The sequence below is a fragment of the Filimonas effusa genome (genome assembly GCF_004118675.1).
GTDB lineage: Bacteria > Bacteroidota > Bacteroidia > Chitinophagales > Chitinophagaceae > Filimonas > Filimonas effusa.
The window spans coordinates 1310212-1328933 of sequence record NZ_SDHZ01000002.1 but is presented as its reverse complement, the minus strand read 5'-3'; the positions used below and the strand labels follow the sequence as shown (position 1 = coordinate 1328933).

General features: G+C 47.3%; 12 protein-coding genes. 8 read left to right on the top strand and 4 right to left on the bottom strand.

Annotated elements, in window-relative coordinates; translation table 11 throughout:
• The first annotated feature begins 16 nt into the window (after window positions 1–16).
• From ESB13_RS16575 to ESB13_RS16555, 5 genes are all read left to right on the top strand, one after another.
• Window positions 17–3112: a TonB-dependent receptor gene (locus ESB13_RS16575; RefSeq protein ID WP_220399692.1), complete on the top strand. Its 3096-nt coding sequence runs from the start codon at window positions 17–19 to the stop codon at window positions 3110–3112.
• Window positions 3113–3124: 12 nt separating this feature from the next.
• The gene (locus ESB13_RS16570) at window positions 3125–4312 is read left to right on the top strand and encodes a DUF4876 domain-containing protein (protein ID WP_129004743.1); all 1188 of its coding nucleotides are present in this window, start codon (window positions 3125–3127) and stop codon (window positions 4310–4312) included.
• 23 nt (window positions 4313–4335) lie between these two features.
• On the top strand, window positions 4336–5901 hold the full coding sequence (locus ESB13_RS16565; RefSeq protein WP_129004742.1) for a DUF6850 family outer membrane beta-barrel protein: 1566 nt from the start codon (window positions 4336–4338) through the stop codon (window positions 5899–5901).
• 64 nt (window positions 5902–5965) lie between these two features.
• Window positions 5966–8134 carry a HEAT repeat domain-containing protein gene (locus ESB13_RS16560; protein ID WP_129004741.1) on the top strand — a complete coding sequence of 723 codons (2169 nt, stop codon included), beginning with the start codon at window positions 5966–5968 and terminating at the stop codon, window positions 8132–8134.
• Between the two features lie 28 nt (window positions 8135–8162).
• Window positions 8163–10373: a hypothetical protein gene (locus tag ESB13_RS16555; protein ID WP_129004740.1), complete on the top strand. Its 2211-nt coding sequence runs from the start codon at window positions 8163–8165 to the stop codon at window positions 10371–10373.
• A gap of 132 nt (window positions 10374–10505) precedes the next feature.
• Here ESB13_RS16555 and ESB13_RS16550 read toward each other — a convergent pair whose 3' ends face one another.
• The 4 genes from ESB13_RS16550 to ESB13_RS16535 form a co-directional block, all read right to left on the bottom strand.
• On the bottom strand, window positions 10506–11099 hold the full coding sequence (locus ESB13_RS16550; protein WP_129004739.1) for a sugar O-acetyltransferase: 594 nt from the start codon (window positions 11097–11099) through the stop codon (window positions 10506–10508).
• A 56-nt stretch (window positions 11100–11155) separates the two neighbouring features.
• The gene (locus ESB13_RS16545) at window positions 11156–11704 is read right to left on the bottom strand and encodes a Crp/Fnr family transcriptional regulator (RefSeq protein ID WP_220399691.1); all 549 of its coding nucleotides are present in this window, start codon (window positions 11702–11704) and stop codon (window positions 11156–11158) included.
• A 250-nt stretch (window positions 11705–11954) separates the two neighbouring features.
• A complete protein-coding gene (locus ESB13_RS16540) occupies window positions 11955–12488 on the bottom strand; it encodes a hypothetical protein (RefSeq protein WP_129004737.1) in 534 nt (177 codons plus the stop codon).
• Between the two features lie 16 nt (window positions 12489–12504).
• Complete coding sequence (locus ESB13_RS16535) at window positions 12505–12939, bottom strand: hypothetical protein (RefSeq protein WP_129004736.1); 435 nt, start codon at window positions 12937–12939, stop codon at window positions 12505–12507.
• 640 nt (window positions 12940–13579) lie between these two features.
• Between ESB13_RS16535 and ESB13_RS16530 the strand changes: the two genes are divergently transcribed.
• The 3 genes from ESB13_RS16530 to ESB13_RS16520 all read left to right on the top strand — a co-directional run bounded on the left by ESB13_RS16530 (window position 13580) and on the right by ESB13_RS16520 (window position 18702).
• Window positions 13580–14134, top strand: a complete 555-nt coding sequence (locus ESB13_RS16530; RefSeq protein WP_129004735.1) for a hypothetical protein — start codon at window positions 13580–13582, stop codon at window positions 14132–14134.
• Window positions 14135–14237: 103 nt separating this feature from the next.
• Entirely contained in the window at window positions 14238–15953 is a 1716-nt protein-coding gene (locus ESB13_RS16525; protein WP_164974244.1) for a histidine kinase, read from the top strand.
• 148 nt (window positions 15954–16101) lie between these two features.
• Window positions 16102–18702 (top strand): zinc-dependent metalloprotease, encoded by a 2601-nt coding sequence (locus ESB13_RS16520; protein ID WP_129004733.1) that lies wholly within the window; start codon window positions 16102–16104, stop codon window positions 18700–18702.
• The last annotated feature ends 20 nt before the right edge of the window (window positions 18703–18722 follow it).

Sequence of the window (18722 nt, the reverse complement as noted above, 5' to 3'; positions counted from 1 at the left end):
ACCTTAACCATTCAGGATGAAGCGACTACTTCTGCCTGCTGCATTGTCGTGTCTGTTATTTATGTGCAATGTAGTTAGCCCGTCAGCCCAGTTAAAGGCACAAACGGAAACCTCCGGTGCTAAACCCATCTCTCTGAAAAAAGCTTTGGAGATCATAGGTAATGCACACAATATCAAATTCGCCTACGAACGTTCCCTCGTGAACGGTATCGAAGTCACTTATAACTGGGCGGCCGTTAAAGCAGCACAACCCGAACTGGTACTGCAACAGGTGCTCAGCCAAACAGGTTTGTCGTTTGTAGCTATTAGTAAAAATTATTTTACGATAGTCCGCAAACAGGAAAACAAACCGCAGGCCGTGCAGGGCGCTATAGTGCCCGCCAATAATGCGCCACGGACGATCTCTGCGAATGCAGAACCAAACGCATTTAAACCACAGGGCGCTCTTATTACAGGCATAGTAACAAATGCTTCCAATAATAAACCCATCGAAGCAGCCAGCGTATCTATTCCTGAACTGGGCGCTTTCTCAGTAACCGACAACAAAGGGCTCTATCGCCTCCCTAATCTGCCGGCAGGAACCTTCACACTTAATGTTCAGGGCGTAAATACAGTCCCGCTTGAAAAAAAGGTGACCACAATAGCAGGGATCAGCCAGGTAGTACACCTGAAGGTCGAAGAAAATGTGCTGTCGTTGAAAGAAGTCCAGGTGGTGGGCGTTGAAAGCAAATCTCTGTCGCGCGCTACGCTCATTGGACGTACAGCCATAGAACACATGCAGGCTACAAACCTTGGCGAAGTATTGCAGCTGCTTCCCGGAGCAGTGGCGTTTAACCCCAGCTTCACCAACGTGAACATGACGTCTATCCGCCAGTACGAATCAAACAATTCCGAAGCTTCCTATGCCAGCTCCCTGGGTACTTCGGTAGTGATCAATGGAGCGCCCCTTTCCAATAATGCCAACCTTCAGGCTGCCAACACGGCAACAGGCGGCGTAATGGCAAACTTCTCTACCGCCAGCGGCATGGGTATCGATATGCGGCAGCTTTCGGCCGACAATGTCGAATCGGTTGAAGTAATAAGAGGTATCCCCTCCGTCGAATATGGCGATCTTACAGCAGGAGCTATTATCGTAAAAACAAAAGCAAGCAAAGAACCAGCCCAGTTCAAGGCACGCATTAATCCCAAACTTACCCAGTTCTGGCTGGGCAAAGGCTTTGGCCTTGGTAAAGACAAAGGCGCCCTGTTTGCAGATATCGACTTTACAAAAGCATACGACGATCAGATAAAAGCCAACGATGCCTACGAAAGGGTAACTTCTTCTCTGCAGTATACACGCACTTTCGGCAAAACAAAACAGCTCTTCACCAATACCACCTTCGCATTCGCCATGAACCTCGACGAAAATAAGGTCGATCCCGATTACGAAATAGATCAGGTGGTGCGTAAAATGCAGGACTATTCATTCCGCTTCTCTACCACGGGTAAATGGGTGCTGGGTAAACAGTTGGCACGAAGCCTCAATTATACGCTCTCTGCCAGCTATGCACATCAGAAAGGCTTCCAGCAACAATATTATACCTCCGACATCTCACCGGTTTCTACCGCCAGGGAAAATACAACGGTGGAAGTCGACTACCTCGCTTCCAGGTACCTCAACCAGCTCTGGATCGACGGTAAACCCCTTAACATCTTCGCCAAACTCAACGATAACTTCTACGTTAAAACAGGAGCCATCACACATAGCTTCATTGTTGGAGGCGACTGGAAACTCGATGCCAACTATGGCGCAGGTAAAACCTTCGACGAAAAACTGCCGCCGCGTACAACCGACAACGCAGGCTTTAGAACACGCGCATTTAAAGAGATCCCCGCGCTTAACCAGTTGGGCCTCTATGCCGAAGACAGGATCTCCGCTAAGATCGCTAACCGCAGCCTCATCGTCCAGTTGGGCCTGCGTTACGATAATATCCAGCCCTTCTCAAACAACAGTAAATATGTATTGGCGCCACGTATCAACGCCTCTTACGAACTGTTCGAAAACTTCGCAGTTCGCGGCGGCTACGGCATTACCGCCAAAGCGCCTACACTGCTATACCTCTATCCCGAAAACGCTTACTTCGACTACGTTAGCCTCAACTACTATAAGGATAACCCGGCCGAACGTTTGGCTATCATGACTACCAAAGTCTATAATACCGAAAACAAAGACCTGAAAATTGCGAAAACCAGCAAGAACGAACTGGGCTTCGACTGGACTTTTGCTAAAAAGAAAAGACTCGCTGTAACTGCTTACTACGAACAAACAAGGAATGGATACGAAATGAATGATTATAACATCAATGCTTATCATTTTGCATCTATCCCCAAGTACACCGTGGAAAGCGCCCCCGCAGGCCAGAAACCGGTCCTCAGTTCCAATGTGACCTACGCAACAGAAGTAGCCAACTATAAAATGGCTTCCAATAACAGGGACATCCTCAATAAAGGAATTGAATTTGATCTCGACATGGGACGCTTTAATGAGATCCGTACCTCGTTCATTCTTAACGGAGCCCTTATCAGTACCAGGTCATCTTCTATTGACCCTTTTATTATGGCACAACGTGTAGCTGGTCAGCCTTTGACAAGGCTGGGAGTGTTTGCGCCCCGCGCCAAAGAAAGCCAGCGTTTTGCTACTACCCTGCGCGCTATTCATAACATCCCCGATCTGCGTTTCGTGATAACTCTCGCAGCGCAAACCATATGGATGGATAAGGATAAATATCTCAACTACTCCAGCATCCCCATTGGATATATACCCGTTACCAGCGAAAACCAGAACGCAGAAGTGGTGTACTTCACCAAAGAACAGCGTGATGCCATTACCAGCGCCGACAGGGATCTCTATCTCAGCCTTAACGAAGGTTACTATAGGGAAGAAAGCTGGAAACCGCTTTGGCTCTTCAATATCAAACTCACCAAAGAGTTTTCAAAGAACATGATGTTCTCCTTCTATGCCAATAACGTGATCAATCATCGCCCCCTGCAGGCAAGCAAACGATACCCTACTGAATTTACAAAAAGGAATATCGACCTGTTCTTTGGAGCCGAAGTATCTGTCAAATTCTAAAAAAGAAATTCGATGAAAATAAAATACCTGGCCTTCTTGCTCTCCGTTAGCTGCCTGCTCTTCGCTTGCCGCAAATCGTTCTATGAGTACGATACAGTGAACTGGGGCCTTAAGATCGTATACCCCGATACCTATAGCAAAAAAGATGTTGAAGGTGCGAAAGTAACTCTCAAAAACACGATAACAGGTGCGTCTTCAGAATTTATCTCCGATGCAGGTGGCTCCGTAAGCTGGCGCAATATTACTCCGGGCGTATACACCGTAACGGTAAGCCGTACGCTTTCACTCGATGAAGCGGAAAGCTTAACAGGTAATCGTGGCGAAGTATTTCTCAACGGCTCTATTTCACCGCTTACAGTGAAAGGGGGAGACTCAACAGTTACACTACAGCTGAAAGGCAGCACAGTAGGAGGATTTGTAATAAAGGAATACTATTACGCCGGTGTGCCCTCAGCCTACTTCTACGACTTGTTTATGGAGATCTATAACAACTCCACCGATACCCTTTATGCCGATAGCATTTGTATGGGCAACACAAAAGTGAATTCTACTGCCGGCTCGGTTTACGGTTTCCTCGATTCCTCAAACTATGTTTACCTGCAGCATATCTGGATGGTGCCAGGCGCTGGTAAAGATGTACCCATAGCACCCGGTAAATCTTTTATCATCGCCATGGATGGCATCAACCACAAAGACGATCCCCTTGGCAATCCTAACTCTCCTGTAAACCTTGGAGCAGGTATCGCCGATTTCGAAACTTATTTCCCTTATACCAACAGGGATGCCGATGCTGCCGACGTGCCTAACTTGATTCACGTTTATGCAGGCACAACCGCAGGTTTCGACTGGTTGCCCGGTGTGCTTGGCCACGGCCTGGTGGTCTTCAAACATCCCGACCCCCAACACCTGCCCACATTTACAGAGCCCGGTACCTCGGCCACGGCACGGTTTATCCGCGTACCGGTAGCAAGCATCCTCGATGGCGTCGATTGTGTGGCCAATACGGCAGTCACGCCCGATAAAAAGCGTTTGCCCGCAACTGTAGACGCAGGTATGACCACAGTAGGCGGCACCTATAACGGCAAATCTGTCAGAAGAAAGATCAAAACAGAAATAGATGGCCGTAAAATATTGGTCGACACCAATAACTCAACAGCCGATTTCGAAATCAATAGCAAGCCCACCCCTAAAGGATGGTAACCGGAAACCTTAAACAGTCTCAGATGAAATCTAAACTATTCCTATATATGGCTGCGCTGCCGCTGGGTCTTACAACTGTATATGCCCAGTCGCCACAGGCCGCTATCGATAAATTTAAATCAAATGCAACCACCTGGGAGCTTACCAATGCTGCCCTGCTGAAAGGAATACCCCTCCCAAATGTAGGAGACGCCAGTCTCGGTTACTTCCAGGATAATGGCACTTTTAAACATACGCTCGACGCTGCCACCCGCAGGGGCGCACAGTTTAATGCCTCCCGCGCGCACTCCGTGAATAAATGGGACTTCTACGGCTCCTTCGATGTAAAGATCTTTAAAGACAAAGAGGTTGCCCTTACCGATATGGCCAATCCGTTTCGCGATAACCCATACCAGGTGGCTGACTCTCTGAGCGGCGACTGGAATAAGCAGCGTTATGCACTCAGCCTTAGAGCAGCAGCCCCCACACTCATGAATGGTAAGCTCGTGCTGGGCCTCGGTGTCGACTATACAGTGCTCACAGGAGCACGTCAGAAAGACCCGCGCCCGCTCGATAATAGCAACCAGCTTAGCCTGCTGCCAGGCCTCGTTTACCACCTGGGCAAAAACAGCTTCCTCGGCCTCAACGGTGCATGGCAACGCTACCGCGAAGATCTCTCCGTAGAACTTTATAACTACAGGTTGTCTTACAACACTTATAAACTGCTTGGCTTGGGTGAATACGAATTTAGTGCTCCCATCCAGTTATCCTCAAGTACAATAACAAGAGCGTTTAATGGTAATGAATTCGGTGGCAATCTGCAGTATGGTATGAAAGGAACCGCCTGGAACCTGCTGGCCTCTGCAGGATATTGTTACAACAAAGAAAATGTGATCGATGGCACAAGCTCCCCGAAAAAAGCAGGTGAACACGCGTTTCATGAATATGCAGCTTCACTGGCCCTTAACTGGTCCGCAAAAACTGCAATGCATCAGCTGGCAGCCAGCTGGAAACAGCGTAACATCAGTAATAAAGAGTTTCATCAGGTACAGAACAGCACAACAAAACAATACGAAACAGTCTACGCCGCGGTCTTCAATACTAACCTGAGAACAAGAGCGTCTCTGTCCTACTTGCTTAACAAGTCAAAAGCCGGAGACACGCTCAGCTGGTCATTGAAAGCTGGTGCCGGATATGCAGGCCTCGACAACCGCTACGCTACCACCCGTGCCTGGCAAACGGTTGATAAGGCCGATGCCTCTCTTGCATTCACGAAATACTTCAATTGCAAAAGTGCTGCCGCCTTCTCCCTTGGCATCCTTACCATGTACGAATGGGTGATAAACAAAAGGCTTGACTACCTCCCAAAGAACTACTCGTCAAACTTTGTAGCAAACAACATCTGGATCCCGGCACATCAGTTCATGACTACACCAGCCTGGAACAACCAGCTGAGTATACAATACACCTTCCCGCCATTTACAAAAAGCCGCAACCAGCTTTACGTTAAAGGCACAGGTTATCTCAATGCTGCTATGGAAGACAACGGATGGGTAAAAAAGGGCGACACGCGCCAGGGCTTCCAGCTATCATTAGGCATTTATAATTAGCAGATAAAAGGATGCACAGGATAATATAAAAGCGATAGAATTAAAATAAGCAACAATATCTGAAATGAAAATAGCTTTCAAGAAATATGGCATTTTACTGGCAGGCCTAATGGTCTGCCAGCAAGGCTTTAGCTTCTCGCCATTGCCACACCCTGGTTCCGCCACTCCATCCTTGACTACCTGCCATACTGCTATCGGTAATGCTGCCATCTATTCCGATTCCTTAATCGACAAATCGGTGACTTGCCATCTGCCGTCAGCCATGCTGCCATCTGCTTTCGCCATCGTTATCGACGAGCAAACATTCAGGCATACCCGTCAAGCTGTTTTTGCCTATAAGGAAATGCTGGAAAAAAAAGAACACCTGTCAACCTATATCATAAGCAGCAGTTGGAATAGCCCCGCAGAAATCCGTTCCATCCTGCAAAAGCTGGCAGCAAAATCCCCAGAGCTTGCAAAATCTCCCGGGCTAACAACAAAATTTCCCGCACTCGAAGGCGCTGTTTTAATAGGCCAGATCCCGGTCCCTATGGTCCGTAATGCCCAGCATCTGACCTCCGCATTTAAAATGGATGAACAGAAATTCCCCTTCGAAAGATCTTCAGTGGCATCCGACAGGTTCTACGATGATTTCGACCTGCGTTTCCGCATCCTGGAACACGACAAAAAGCGACCTCTCTGGTTCTATGTCGAGCTAGAGGAGTCCAGCCCGCAATACATCAGCTCCGATATCTATACCGCCCGCATTATCTCCCATAAACCCGGAGAACAGGCATATACCGATATCAATAACTTTTTAAAAAAGGCCGTTGATGCCCGTACCAAACCCGGCAAACTCAACCACCTCCTGGCATTCACCGGCGGAGGTTACAACGCTGAATCCCTGACTGCCTGGACCGATGAACAACAACTGTTGCGTGAATGTTTTCCACTTGCATTCTCAACAGCCGGCAGCAGTAGGGTCTTAAATTTCCGCATGGACTCTGCCATGAAGCAGGTCATCATGAGCGAACTGCAACGCCCCGCACTTGATCTGGCTTTCCTCTCCGAACATGGAGATATCGAAAAGCAATACATCACAAACGAATCTTCCGGTAAGATCATCACTGCAGAAATAGAAGCCATTCGCCCCTCGGCACGTCTGGTCGTCTTCAACGCCTGCTACAATGGCTCCTTTCACCACCCCGGCAATATTGCCGGCGCTTATCTCTTCAACGAAGGAGGAACCATCGTAACGCAAGGTAACACGGTAAATGTGCTACAGGATAAATACGCTTTCCAGCTCGCAGGACTGCTGCAGGAAGGTGTACGTGTTGGTATCTGGAATAGCAACATCAACTCACTCGAAACGCATCTGCTGGGCGATCCAACATGGCACTTCTATCACCAGAACGGCGAAGCCTTAAACAAAGAACTGGTAGCAAATTGGAAGAATGAAAAGTTCTGGCGCTCCAGCTTGAATCATCCATCTGTAGCCATCCGTTCTTTGGCCTTGTCCCGCTTGTTTGCCCTGCATGCCCCTAACGTCGATCAGCAGGCGTCGAAGATCTTTGATACTGCGAGGACTGTCAATGAAAGAATGCAATGCCTGTCACTGCTGGCTGCTTACGGTGGCAGCACATTTAACAAGCTGGCATCCAAAGCACTTCAGGATCCTCACGAATACATCAGGCGCAAAGCCGCAGAGTGGATCGCCAGATCCGGCAACGATAGCTTTATTCCCCAACTGGTAAGCCTGCTCCTGGCGCATCCAAACGATGAACGCGTAGTATGGTCTGCCAAAAGGAGTTTAGCTGTAATGGATCCCATAAAAGTAAAACAGGCAACAATCCAACAGGTAGGAGAGGCCTCTTATCTAATGAACAAAGAACAGCTTCTGCAAAGCTGGTTAAAGGATGTAGAAGAAGATAGCCTCGCCGCTGCCAAAACATATGCAGCCATCATCAGCAAACAGCTCCCCGAAGCAAAACGCATCCAGTCGATAAGATTGCTGCGAAACAATACATACCACGAATTCATCCCGCAACTGGTAAAAATGCTTGAAGACCCCGGAGAGTCTGCTGCCATAAAAGTGCAACTCCTCGAAGCCGCAGGATGGTTTAGTAATACATATCAAAAGCCCATGCTGCTTGATATCTGCCGTAAACTTTCGAACGATAAAAGCCAGCCCCCGGAAATAAGCCGCGAAGCACAACAAACCAGCCTGCGGCTTACACAATGGCAACTGTTATAGCGTACATTAAAATTGATGATATACAAATATGAAAATGATAACTAAGAAAAGCCTGCTCGCCGGCGTCCTCCTATCAGCTGCCGCATTTACAGCGAAAGCCCAGCAGGTGCTGCCTCCGGCATTGAAGAATGCAAAAACATCCTTCGCTGTGGTGGTAGATGATGCCACCTGGAAACAAGCCACTAACGAAATCCAGGCTTATAAGAAAGCGCTGGAAGAACAAGGCCTTGCCACCTACATTGTAACCCATAACTGGACGAAACCGGAAGAAATAAAAGAGGTGCTCATCCGCTTATACAACCAGCAGCCCCGCCTCGAAGGCGCAGCCCTGGTTGGTGATATCCCTATCCCCATGATCCGCGATGCACAACACCTCACATCCGCCTTTAAAATGGACCAGCGCCGTAACTGGCAGATGTCCTCCGTACCTTCAGACCGCTTTTACGATGACTTCCACCTGAAATTCAACTTCCTGAAGCGGGACTCTGCACGCAAAGATTATTTCTACTATAGTCTTGCTCCCGAATCCCCGCAATCCTTACACCTCGATATCTACACAGGCCGCATCAAACCACCTGTAACAGAAGGTCAGGATAAATATGCGCTCATCAAAGCCTTTCTTCTCAAAGCAATTGCAGCAAAAAAGGAAAACAATAAACTGAACCAGGCTTTCGTCTCAACCGGGCATGGCTATAACTCCGAATCCCTCGACGCCTGGTCCGATGAACAGCTGGCCCTGCGCGAACAGTTCCCTCAACTCTTCCTGCCCGGCAATAGCATCAAGTTCTTTAACTATCGTATGGCCACCCATATGAAGTTTAACCTCCTCTCCGAACTGCAACGCCCCGATCTTGATATGGCTGTCTTCCACGATCATGGCGACGAAGAAACGCAGCTCATCTCTGGCTACCCCGATGCCTCAAATCCCGATCCTTCTATAGAAAATGTAAAACGGTATCTCAGAAGTAAGATCCAGGCCGCCGCCCGTAAAAAAGGCGATGTCGCTAAAATAAAAGAAGGCTTTACCGTGCGCCTCGGCGTCCCCCCATCATGGATGGAAGATGCATTGGCCGACTCCGTTGTCATCGCCGATTCTATTTTCAACGCCAATGGCGACATCATGCTTGCCGATATGCGCAAACTAAAACCCAACGCCCGCTTCGTAATGATTGACGCCTGCCTCACAGGCTCCTACCAGCTCGATGATTACCTCGCAGGTTACTACCCCTTTAATGCCGGCAAAACCATTGTAACAATGGCCAACAGCGTAGGTGTCTTGCAGGATCTTTGGCCCGGCGAAATGCTAGGCCTTTTGCAGCATGGTGTTCGCCTCGGCAACTGGTTTAAACACGTAGCCTATCTCGAGTCGCATCTGTTTGGAGATCCCTCTTTTGCGTTCACCCCAACAGCTACAGACTACGACCTCAACAATCATATCGTCAACAGCAAAGCCAACGCTGCTGTATGGGAAAAATTACTTCTCGTGAATGACGCCGATATCCGCGCCCTTTCTTTCGAAAAACTGGCCTTCATTAAAAAAGCCGCATTTAGCACGCAACTGAAGAACGCTTATTTTAATCAGCCTTACATGACTACCCGCATGGAAGCACTTAAACTTCTGAATCGCCTCGATAATGCGGACTATATCACTGTCCTCAAGGCCGCCGTGAACGATCCATATGAATTCATAAGAAGACAAAGTGCGTACTATATCGGCGACAACGGAGGTAACGATCTCATTCCTGCTATGCTCGACCTGGCCATAACCAACCGTCATAGCAACAGGATCAACTCCCGCATCGCCAATATCATCGACTTCATGGATACTACCGCCACCATTGCTGCTATCCGAGAAAAAATAAAACAACATAACTACCTCGTAAACGCAGCAGATATAGAAAATATCCTCATGCGGGAAGTAACCTACGCAGGTGCTAAGATCCAGCGCGACACCAAACTGCTCCTCGATACCAAAGCCGCAGCAAAAGAACGTCGCTTCAATATCACAACGCTTCGTAACTATACTTATCACACCGTCGTCCCTCAGATCTGTAACATGATCCTCGACAATAACGATGATCTGCAATTAAGAATAGCAGCCCTCGAAGCATTGAGCTGGTTTACCCACTCTTATCGTAAACCCCTTATCATTCAAACCTGCGATAAACTGCTCCGGCAGCCAGCCATAGATCCTCAACTAAAAGCACAGGCTATCCGTACTAAAAACATGCTTCAATAGCCCCTTCTCCGTTTTAAATAAAGAATGCCACACCAACCCGGTGTGGCATTCTTTATTTAAAAAATAGCTCTTTTCTAAGTATCCGTTAGTCCTTTCAGTACAAGAAAGGACGAATAAGGCTGTTTTAATGCGTTATTGATTGATCTTGCGTACTACACGGCAAGGATTCCCAACTGCCAGACTGTTTTCAGGAATAGATTTCGTGACAATACTACCCGCGCCTATCACCGAATTCCTGCCTATAGTAACCCCTGGTAAAATAATCACGCCACCACCAATCCAAACATTGTCTTCTATCTTAACAGGAAGCGCATAAGTCCTGAAGTAAGGCACAGATGGGTTCTCTACCCACCCCTCAACCAGCCGCTCCTGCATTTCTACAGGGTGCGTAGCTGTATATATCTGCACGTTCGACGCAATCAGTACATTATTGCCAATCTCTATCTTGTTACAGTCAACAAACGTACAGTTGATATTGATAATGACATTATTGCCTATTGAAATATGTTTGCCATAATCACAATAGAATGGTGTATCAATATTTACATTGCTTCCTATGCTGCCCAATAATTCCGATAGTATTCTTTTCCGGCTAACTGTATCTGTGCTAACGCTACCATTGTACTCTTTGGTAAAGCGCCTGGCGCGATGTATTAACTCCTGTAGTTCGGGGTCTGAGGTATTGAATTGTTGCCCCGCAAGACAATTTTCTATTTCTGATTGCATTTCGTGTATTTATACCCAAAGCTAAAGTCCTTCCGGTAGAAATATTTTCATCTGTCTTAAAATCGCTTCCCCGCTCTCAGGTTACTTAAGTATTGTTGTGTGATGCCCAGATAAGAAGCAATATAACCCAGGTTAACCCGTTTGAGAAGACAGGGATTCTCTTGGCAGAACTTTTCATAACGTTCGCCTGCTGAAAGCATTAGTCTGTCCAGTCTTAAAGTCTGCATTTTAAGCAGCACTTCCTGGTGTAATACCCGCGACCAATTGGCAAGATCTATCTCCTGGTCAAAAAGCCGCTCAAGGTTTTCTATGGTTATCAAATAAATACATGAGTCTTCCAGTACTTCTACGAATTCATAGGCAGGCGCCTTATGGTAAAAAGAAGTAGAAGAAAATGTGATGTCTCCTTCACAGCTGAACCAATTCGTTACATCCTTGCCATTTACAGGAAAATAGGTCCTGGTACATCCCCGCTCAATAAAGTACACATAATGATCCCTGATACCTGGCTGCGTAAGCAGGTGCCCCCGCGGAAAAATCCTTTCTTCCAAACGCTCCGCTAAAGCACCAACAGCAGCATCCGAAACAGGGTAATGCCGCCTCATTCTCGATACAATATGTGTAATAGCATTAAAGTCCACTGGTAGTATGTTTGCCTGAACACTTCAGCTAAACGCTTCCCTTTCTAAATACGAAAGAGCTTGCAATTTAACATAAACCAACTAGCCTTCCTCCCTCTAAAAACAAAAACGCCGGAGCAGCTTTATAAATAAAAGATCCCGGCCACTTTAAGTAGCCGGGATCTTTTTCTGATAGTCTGCTTATTTTAGGACGTTACAACTTATCCCCGCAGGCTCATGTCCTGTTAAGTGCCTCTGGTAAAATGAAAATCCCCCCTTCTTTCAAAAAATTAGTACTGTCTTTCGAAAAAAGAGTGGCGCCTACCAAAAAGCCGGGACTGGTATACTCTACTCGTAAAACAGCACTCCTGTTTTCTGTAAAATAAAAAGCTATAAAGAATCCCGGGAGCGCTTCTGTACTATATACTCCTGCAAATTTGAGTGCGCCATAGGCGGGTCTTGGCTTCCAGCTATCAGGCTTCAATAAGATCTTCCGGTACATTTTAGGTATGCCTCCTGCCGTTACTGGTATCTTAACAAAGATGCTGTCAAAATCTCCATGAATTAGCATTGAGTCTGCTTCTTCACCCGTCATGTGATGCGTCGGAAGCCATTTGGGTGCTTCTTTCAGCTTCCCGTTCTGATCGCTTTTGACAGTTTGACCGCTGATATACCTGTATCCTTCTTTATGCATAAGCCCTCTCTGTTGATCTATACAGGAAGTGCATATCAGGCATCCGGCAATCAATAATATGGTTGGTAAATTCATAGTATTAAATATTAAACTAGTAATTCCTTAATATACCCCACTGAAGACACTTTAAAGAACTGGTGAAGTAAAACATTGGCGGCTCTCCTTCGTAATAGGTCGATGATAATTGTACAGACATCGCCCCGTCTAGTTTGTATTGATTGTATGTGTTTTCGGCAGAACTTATAGTAAAGCCGGCTCCAAACTCAGTTCCAATCTCAAATACTGCAAGGTCAATGTTAGTACTTAATTTCATCTCTCCGGTTGTAGAGTAAACCGCTGTCCTTATTTCTGTTCCTTCTGCATGAACTTTAGCATTATTCAAACCTATGTTCTGTACATACGCTGGCGATTGGCTGGCGGTGTAGGTACCCCAGTGAGCTCCTGTCGGCTGTATTTCCGGTAAAGCGGAAGGCATCTGTGCCAGTTTGCTTACAGTAGCTGGATTGCCTGATTTTATTGAAACCACGCAAGGTATATAGCAGTTTTATAGTGTAAAACTGCTATTGATCACTTGGTTTGCAGGCTGTTAGACAAGTAAACTGCCACACAACATAATCTTCCCCTCAGTAAAGACAACGCCGTTGATTAAAAGGGGGTAACACGCATTAAAAAAAATGAAGTTTCATTTCTCATCTCTGCTAAGCTGCTCTCGACGAGCTTTAAAGCCGTACTCAAGCCGGAGTGATCGAACAATCCTCGCACAATTCTCGAAGGATCCTCGAACGATCGTCGAAGAATGATAATTGAATTGGCTCAAAAATAGGAGGGAAAATGAGCCCTGTCTTATGAAAACAACAGGCGCTGTTTATATAAAGCAACAATAATGCCTTTAACTGCTCCTTAAATAATGTCTCAACCCCCTATGTCCTGAAACGCTCTTCGTTACTGAGATTTAGAAAACGATTTATTTTTATCCAGAAATGGATCACAGTCATAAAGTGACGAACTGTCTCCTTTATTTACGCTTTTCTATAAATAAATAACCACCGTAGATAATGCAGAATAATTGGCTCAAACAAAAATAATTGGCTCAATTGGTTCATCCCAAATATTAGGTATAGTTCGTTTCGTTTTCGTAAATTGTAGCAAACCTTAAACCCAAACCTATGGCTATTGTTAAAGCTAACATTGTAACAGAAGGACTTAGCGGAGGCCTTGGCCGCATAGTCGCTAAACACTACGCCGATAAAACGGTGATAACACAAAAGCCAAGACCTAGTCGTTTCCCAAGAAGCACCAGCCAAAAACAGAATAGCAGGCGCTTTGCAGATGCGGTTGTATATGCTGCTAAAGCACTTCAGGACCCCGCTGCTGCTGCAAAGATCAAAAAGAAAGGTTACAATAACACCCGCCTTCAGTTCATTCGCGAGTACATGCAGGCCGGCAAACCTCAAACGCTCAGTAACAGGTCCCCGCGCTATTACTCACAAACACAACTGGAAGCGCTTGGCTGCAACGGGCGGCAACTCAACGCCATCGCATATATGCGCAGCAAAAAGCAGATGTCCAACGCCATATATCAGCAGTTAAACAATATCTCCAAATCAACGGCCACCCGCGATCTGCAACAGCTTATAAACTGCAACATCATCCGCTCAACAGGCCATAAAGGCGCCGGTGCACGCTATGCCCTCTGCTCCCCACCAAAAAATAATCACTAATCTATCCTCCAATTTATCGCTCCTTCCCTCAACCCACCCTCCCCCCAATCTCCCCCATAACCTACCATCCGCCATCTACCATCTATTCCCCTATCTTTACCCAATGTCCGCAGCCATCTATAGAACCCGGTACTTCATCGCAACGGCTATGCTGCTGTTTCTCTGCTTCTCTGCAATAGGCCTCTTCGTCTCCGTCCAGTTCGGTAAACGAACCAGGCAGATCAGTATCGATATGGCAACCAAAGTGTACCAACTGAAATCAGACGTCATCCGCAATGAATTCAAAGGATTTCTCAAAGGACTGAACGACCTCGAGCCTGTACGCCAACAAATAAACTCCCGGCAGGATTTTATACAAAACATTCCGCTGATAGAAGCCATATTGCTCAGCCACCCCGGCGTTACCAACGGCTGGTATGCCCTCACAAATAACAAAGACACATTATTTCACACCATCAGCAAACAAGGCCGCGACCGGGAATCCTTCCCACTTACAGCCTATCGCCGTAACTGGACCAACATCTTCCCGTTACCATCCGCTACCTTAACCCCACCCGCTGCCAGCCCGTCTGCACTTACAGGGCCAGCTGCAACCCCACCAACCGCTAACCCCTTGACCCCTAACCAGCCTCCTGTCATCCATTCCAACCTCGTCACTCATAACGACTCAACCCATTGGATGCTGACTACCACCTCCCGCCTCCCCGATGCATCAACGCTGGTAATAGGGCTCGATATCAACCTTATTCAACTGCAACACTACCTCTGGAGTGTCGACACTACCGGCCGCGCATACGCCTTCATCACCAGCCCGGATGGAATTTATATAACCCACCCCGATGAAAAACTGGTGGGAAAGAAAATGCCGGAAAACGAAAAGCCTACTGCCGCCGCAAAACGTCTCGGCGACAGCGTCAGTCAATACGAAACAGTGATCTCATCCTTCCTGCAAATTCCGGTTGTCCGTTACTATACACCCATGAACATTGCAGGTATGCAATGGAACCTGGTGGTAGACACACCCGTCCTCGCTGTTGTAGAAGATGTGAACGAAATAGAAAAGTACCTCCTGCTTTTCTTCATGTTCACTGCCGGCATTGTCTTGTTCTTCATAGCCTGGGCGCAAACCCGCTGGCAGAAAGAGTTTACGCTGAGACAACAGGCCGAGCTGCAACAACAACAACTCCTCGTGAAAACCCAGTCTCTGAGCATCGAAGCCGAACGCCAGCAAAAACACAATGCCCTCCTCCAGTTGAATACCCTGAAGGAAAAAATGAACCCCCATTTTTTATTTAACTCGTTAAGCTCTCTCCACGCCCTCATAGAACAGTCGCCCGAACTCGCACAGTCTTTTGTAATGAAGCTCTCAAACGTCTACCGCTATGTCCTCAACGATTATTCCGGCGGACTCACCTCGGTAGAACATGAAATGGAATTGGCCAATGAGTACTTCTTCCTCTTAAAAATCAGGTTTGGAAATGCGCTGGCACCACTTGAAATGGATATCGCTGCACAGCATCGTTCACAACAATTACCTTTCATGAGCCTGCAAAGTCTCATTGAAAACGCTGTAAAGCACAATGTCTTGTCCAAAGAAAACCCGCTTCACATCCGCATCTATAGCGAAGGTCCCTATATCGTCGTAGCCAATACCCTGAAACTCCGTCACGATGTTCAGGATTCCGGCAAACAAGGCCTGAACTATCTCCGCAGCATTTATCAACACTTCGGAGGTCTCCCGTTCCTCCACGGCGTAGAAGAAAACACATACAAATGCCTGTTACCGGTCATCCCCCGATCCCAACGCCCCACTCAATAGCCACCCCGTTATCAATAATCCGCCATCTGCCATCCGTCATCTTCCCCCTAAACCCTCACCCCTCTAAAATGCACTTTCACTCCAATGAATAAGCCGGTTCACTCCATTTCGTTTCTATAATCTTCAAATATTCGATCTCTTTGGAGTTATGATTTTGAAAAAGGCTCCATTGTTAACTGCTTTGATATGCCTTCCGTTCTCAGGCATATTCGCACAAAAATCGCGTAAGCATTCCCGCAATATTCAAAAGGATAGTGTTGCTGCTGCAAAGCAGGACCCGAAAGATAGCGCCAGTCAAAGCAATCCGAAAAGTTATCAGACCCTTCTCAAAAACGCAAAAACACAAAGCGGCATCTTCAAAGTCCACCAGGTCGAAAATGACTACTACTTCGAGATCCCGTTAAGTCTCCTCGAAAAAGACTTCCTCCTTGTAAATAAAATTTCCTCCGTGCCAATGGCCGTCAATGAATTGGGCGTCAACAAAGGCATGAATAACAATAACAAGGTTGTTCGCTTTAGCGTAAACAGATTGGCTAAAACAGTCTGGGTGAAAACAATCGACCCCCAGGTTGAATCACCCGAAGGCGATGCCATCACCAGTTCCGTTCGTGATAACTATATCGGCTCTGTTATCGAAAACTTTAAAATAGAAACCTGGGCGCCGGATTCTTCAGCCGTTGTCATTAAGGTCAACAAAGTTTTCGATGGAACGGAAAAAAGCTTCAACGACGTCTTTGACGATCTAACTATTGGTGGAAGTGCCAAAACAGCATTGTCGGGTATAGAGCAGGTAAAAGCATTTTCGCAGAACCTGGTAGTCCGCTCCTTGCTGAGTACTTCTTTTACAGGCGAAGGCAGTGCTTACCCCATCAGTATTGCCGTGACAACCAACCTGCTCCTGCTGCCGGAGCAGCCCATGCGTCCGCGTTTCGGTGATAACCGTGTCGGCTTCTTCTCCACACCACGCTGGTACTTCTCCGATAGCCAGCAGAAAGTGGAAACCCGCGAACTCATCACCCGGTGGCGCCTCGAACCTAAAGCGGAAGATCGGCAACGTTACCTCGCAGGTGAGCTCGTAGAACCACAAAAACCAATCATTTTTTATATCGATCCCTCTACGCCCCCGCAGTGGCGCCCTTTCATCATGCAGGGCATCAACGACTGGCAAAAAGCTTTCGAAGCAGCAGGTTTCAAAAATGCCATCCAGGCAAAACTGGTGACCGACTCGGCAGACTTCGATGTAGATGATGTTCGCTATTCTGTTGTAACCTACGCAGCATCCTCTAAATCCAATGCAATGGGCCCCGCAGTAGTAGATCCGCGCTCAGGTGAGATCCTCGAATCTGATGTCATCTGGTGGCATAACGTAATGACGTCCCTTCAGTATTGGATGCGCATTCAAACCGGGATCATCGATTCCGCTGCCAGGAAAAACAACTTCAGTACACAGCAAATGGGACAGGCTATCCGCTTTGTTTCCTCTCACGAAATAGGACATACGCTTGGCCTCAAACACAATATGGGTGCCTCGGCAGCCTACCCCGTAGATTCACTGCGCTCTCCCGCATTTACTTCCCGCATGGGCGGTACAGCTCCGTCTATCATGGACTACGCCCGTTTTAACTACGTCGCGCAGCCCGGCGATAATATAAAGGAAATAACGCCTTCCATAGGTGTTTATGATATCTATGCCATCGCCTGGGGATATCGCTGGTGTGGTGTCGACAGCAACCCCTGGAAAGAATGGGAGCTGCAAAAGAAATGGATCGCCAAACATCAGAACGATCCCCTCTATCACTACGGCGAACAACAGGATAGCAGGAATGTCATCGACCCCCGCGCTCAATCCGAAGATATTGGTGACGACGCCATGAAGGCCAGCGAATATGGCTTGAAAAACCTTCGCCGCCTGGTGCCACAAATTACCCAATGGGCAGCCGAACCCGGCGACTCCTATGAGCAGGCAGGTAAATTATACATGGCCGCGATAGGGCAGTGGGAAACCTATGCAAACCACGTCATGTCTAATATTGGTGGCTACTACCTCGAAAACCCGGTAGCAGGCGATGGCAAAAATGCCTACACTCCCGTTCCCAAATCCATACAGCAACGTGCTTTCAATTACCTGAAAGACCAGGCATTTAAACTGCCTGAATGGCTGTTTGCCCCGGACTTGCTGGCTAAAACCTTCGCCATACAATCCTCTCCGGTCGGATCTATCGAATACGGCCCCTACAGCATCAAACGGAATAAACAATACGATCTGTTCTACAATCTCGTGAGCGATAGCCGTCTGGCTCGCCTCTTTGAGATGGAATCGGTGTATGGAAGTGATAAGGTGTACACAGCGGCTACGCTGCTTAAATCCATCCGCAACGCTGCTTTCGCTCCCACACTGCAGGCCCGCTCTCTTTCCATCGATGAACGTACAACGCAACAGAACTATGTCGATGTCTTAATGGTGAGTAGTGATAAACTGCTCGAAAAGATCAACAAAAGAGCAGTGGCGCCAAATCTCCCTCAACACTGTGACCTCACACCGGGAGCTTTCCGCCAGTCAGAAAACAGTCTCCGCAGCATTAATGTCACATCCCTGGCCAGAACCTCGGCAGTCAGCGCTGCAAAAAGGGGAGAACTCGTCAGGATACTTAATATTTTAGAAAAAAGCAAAACTCAAGGCAACGAAGAAACCCAAAACCATTACCTCGACCTGATCCTACGCATCAGGAAGCATTTAACAATGGATTAAACCTAAACTATCATAATCTT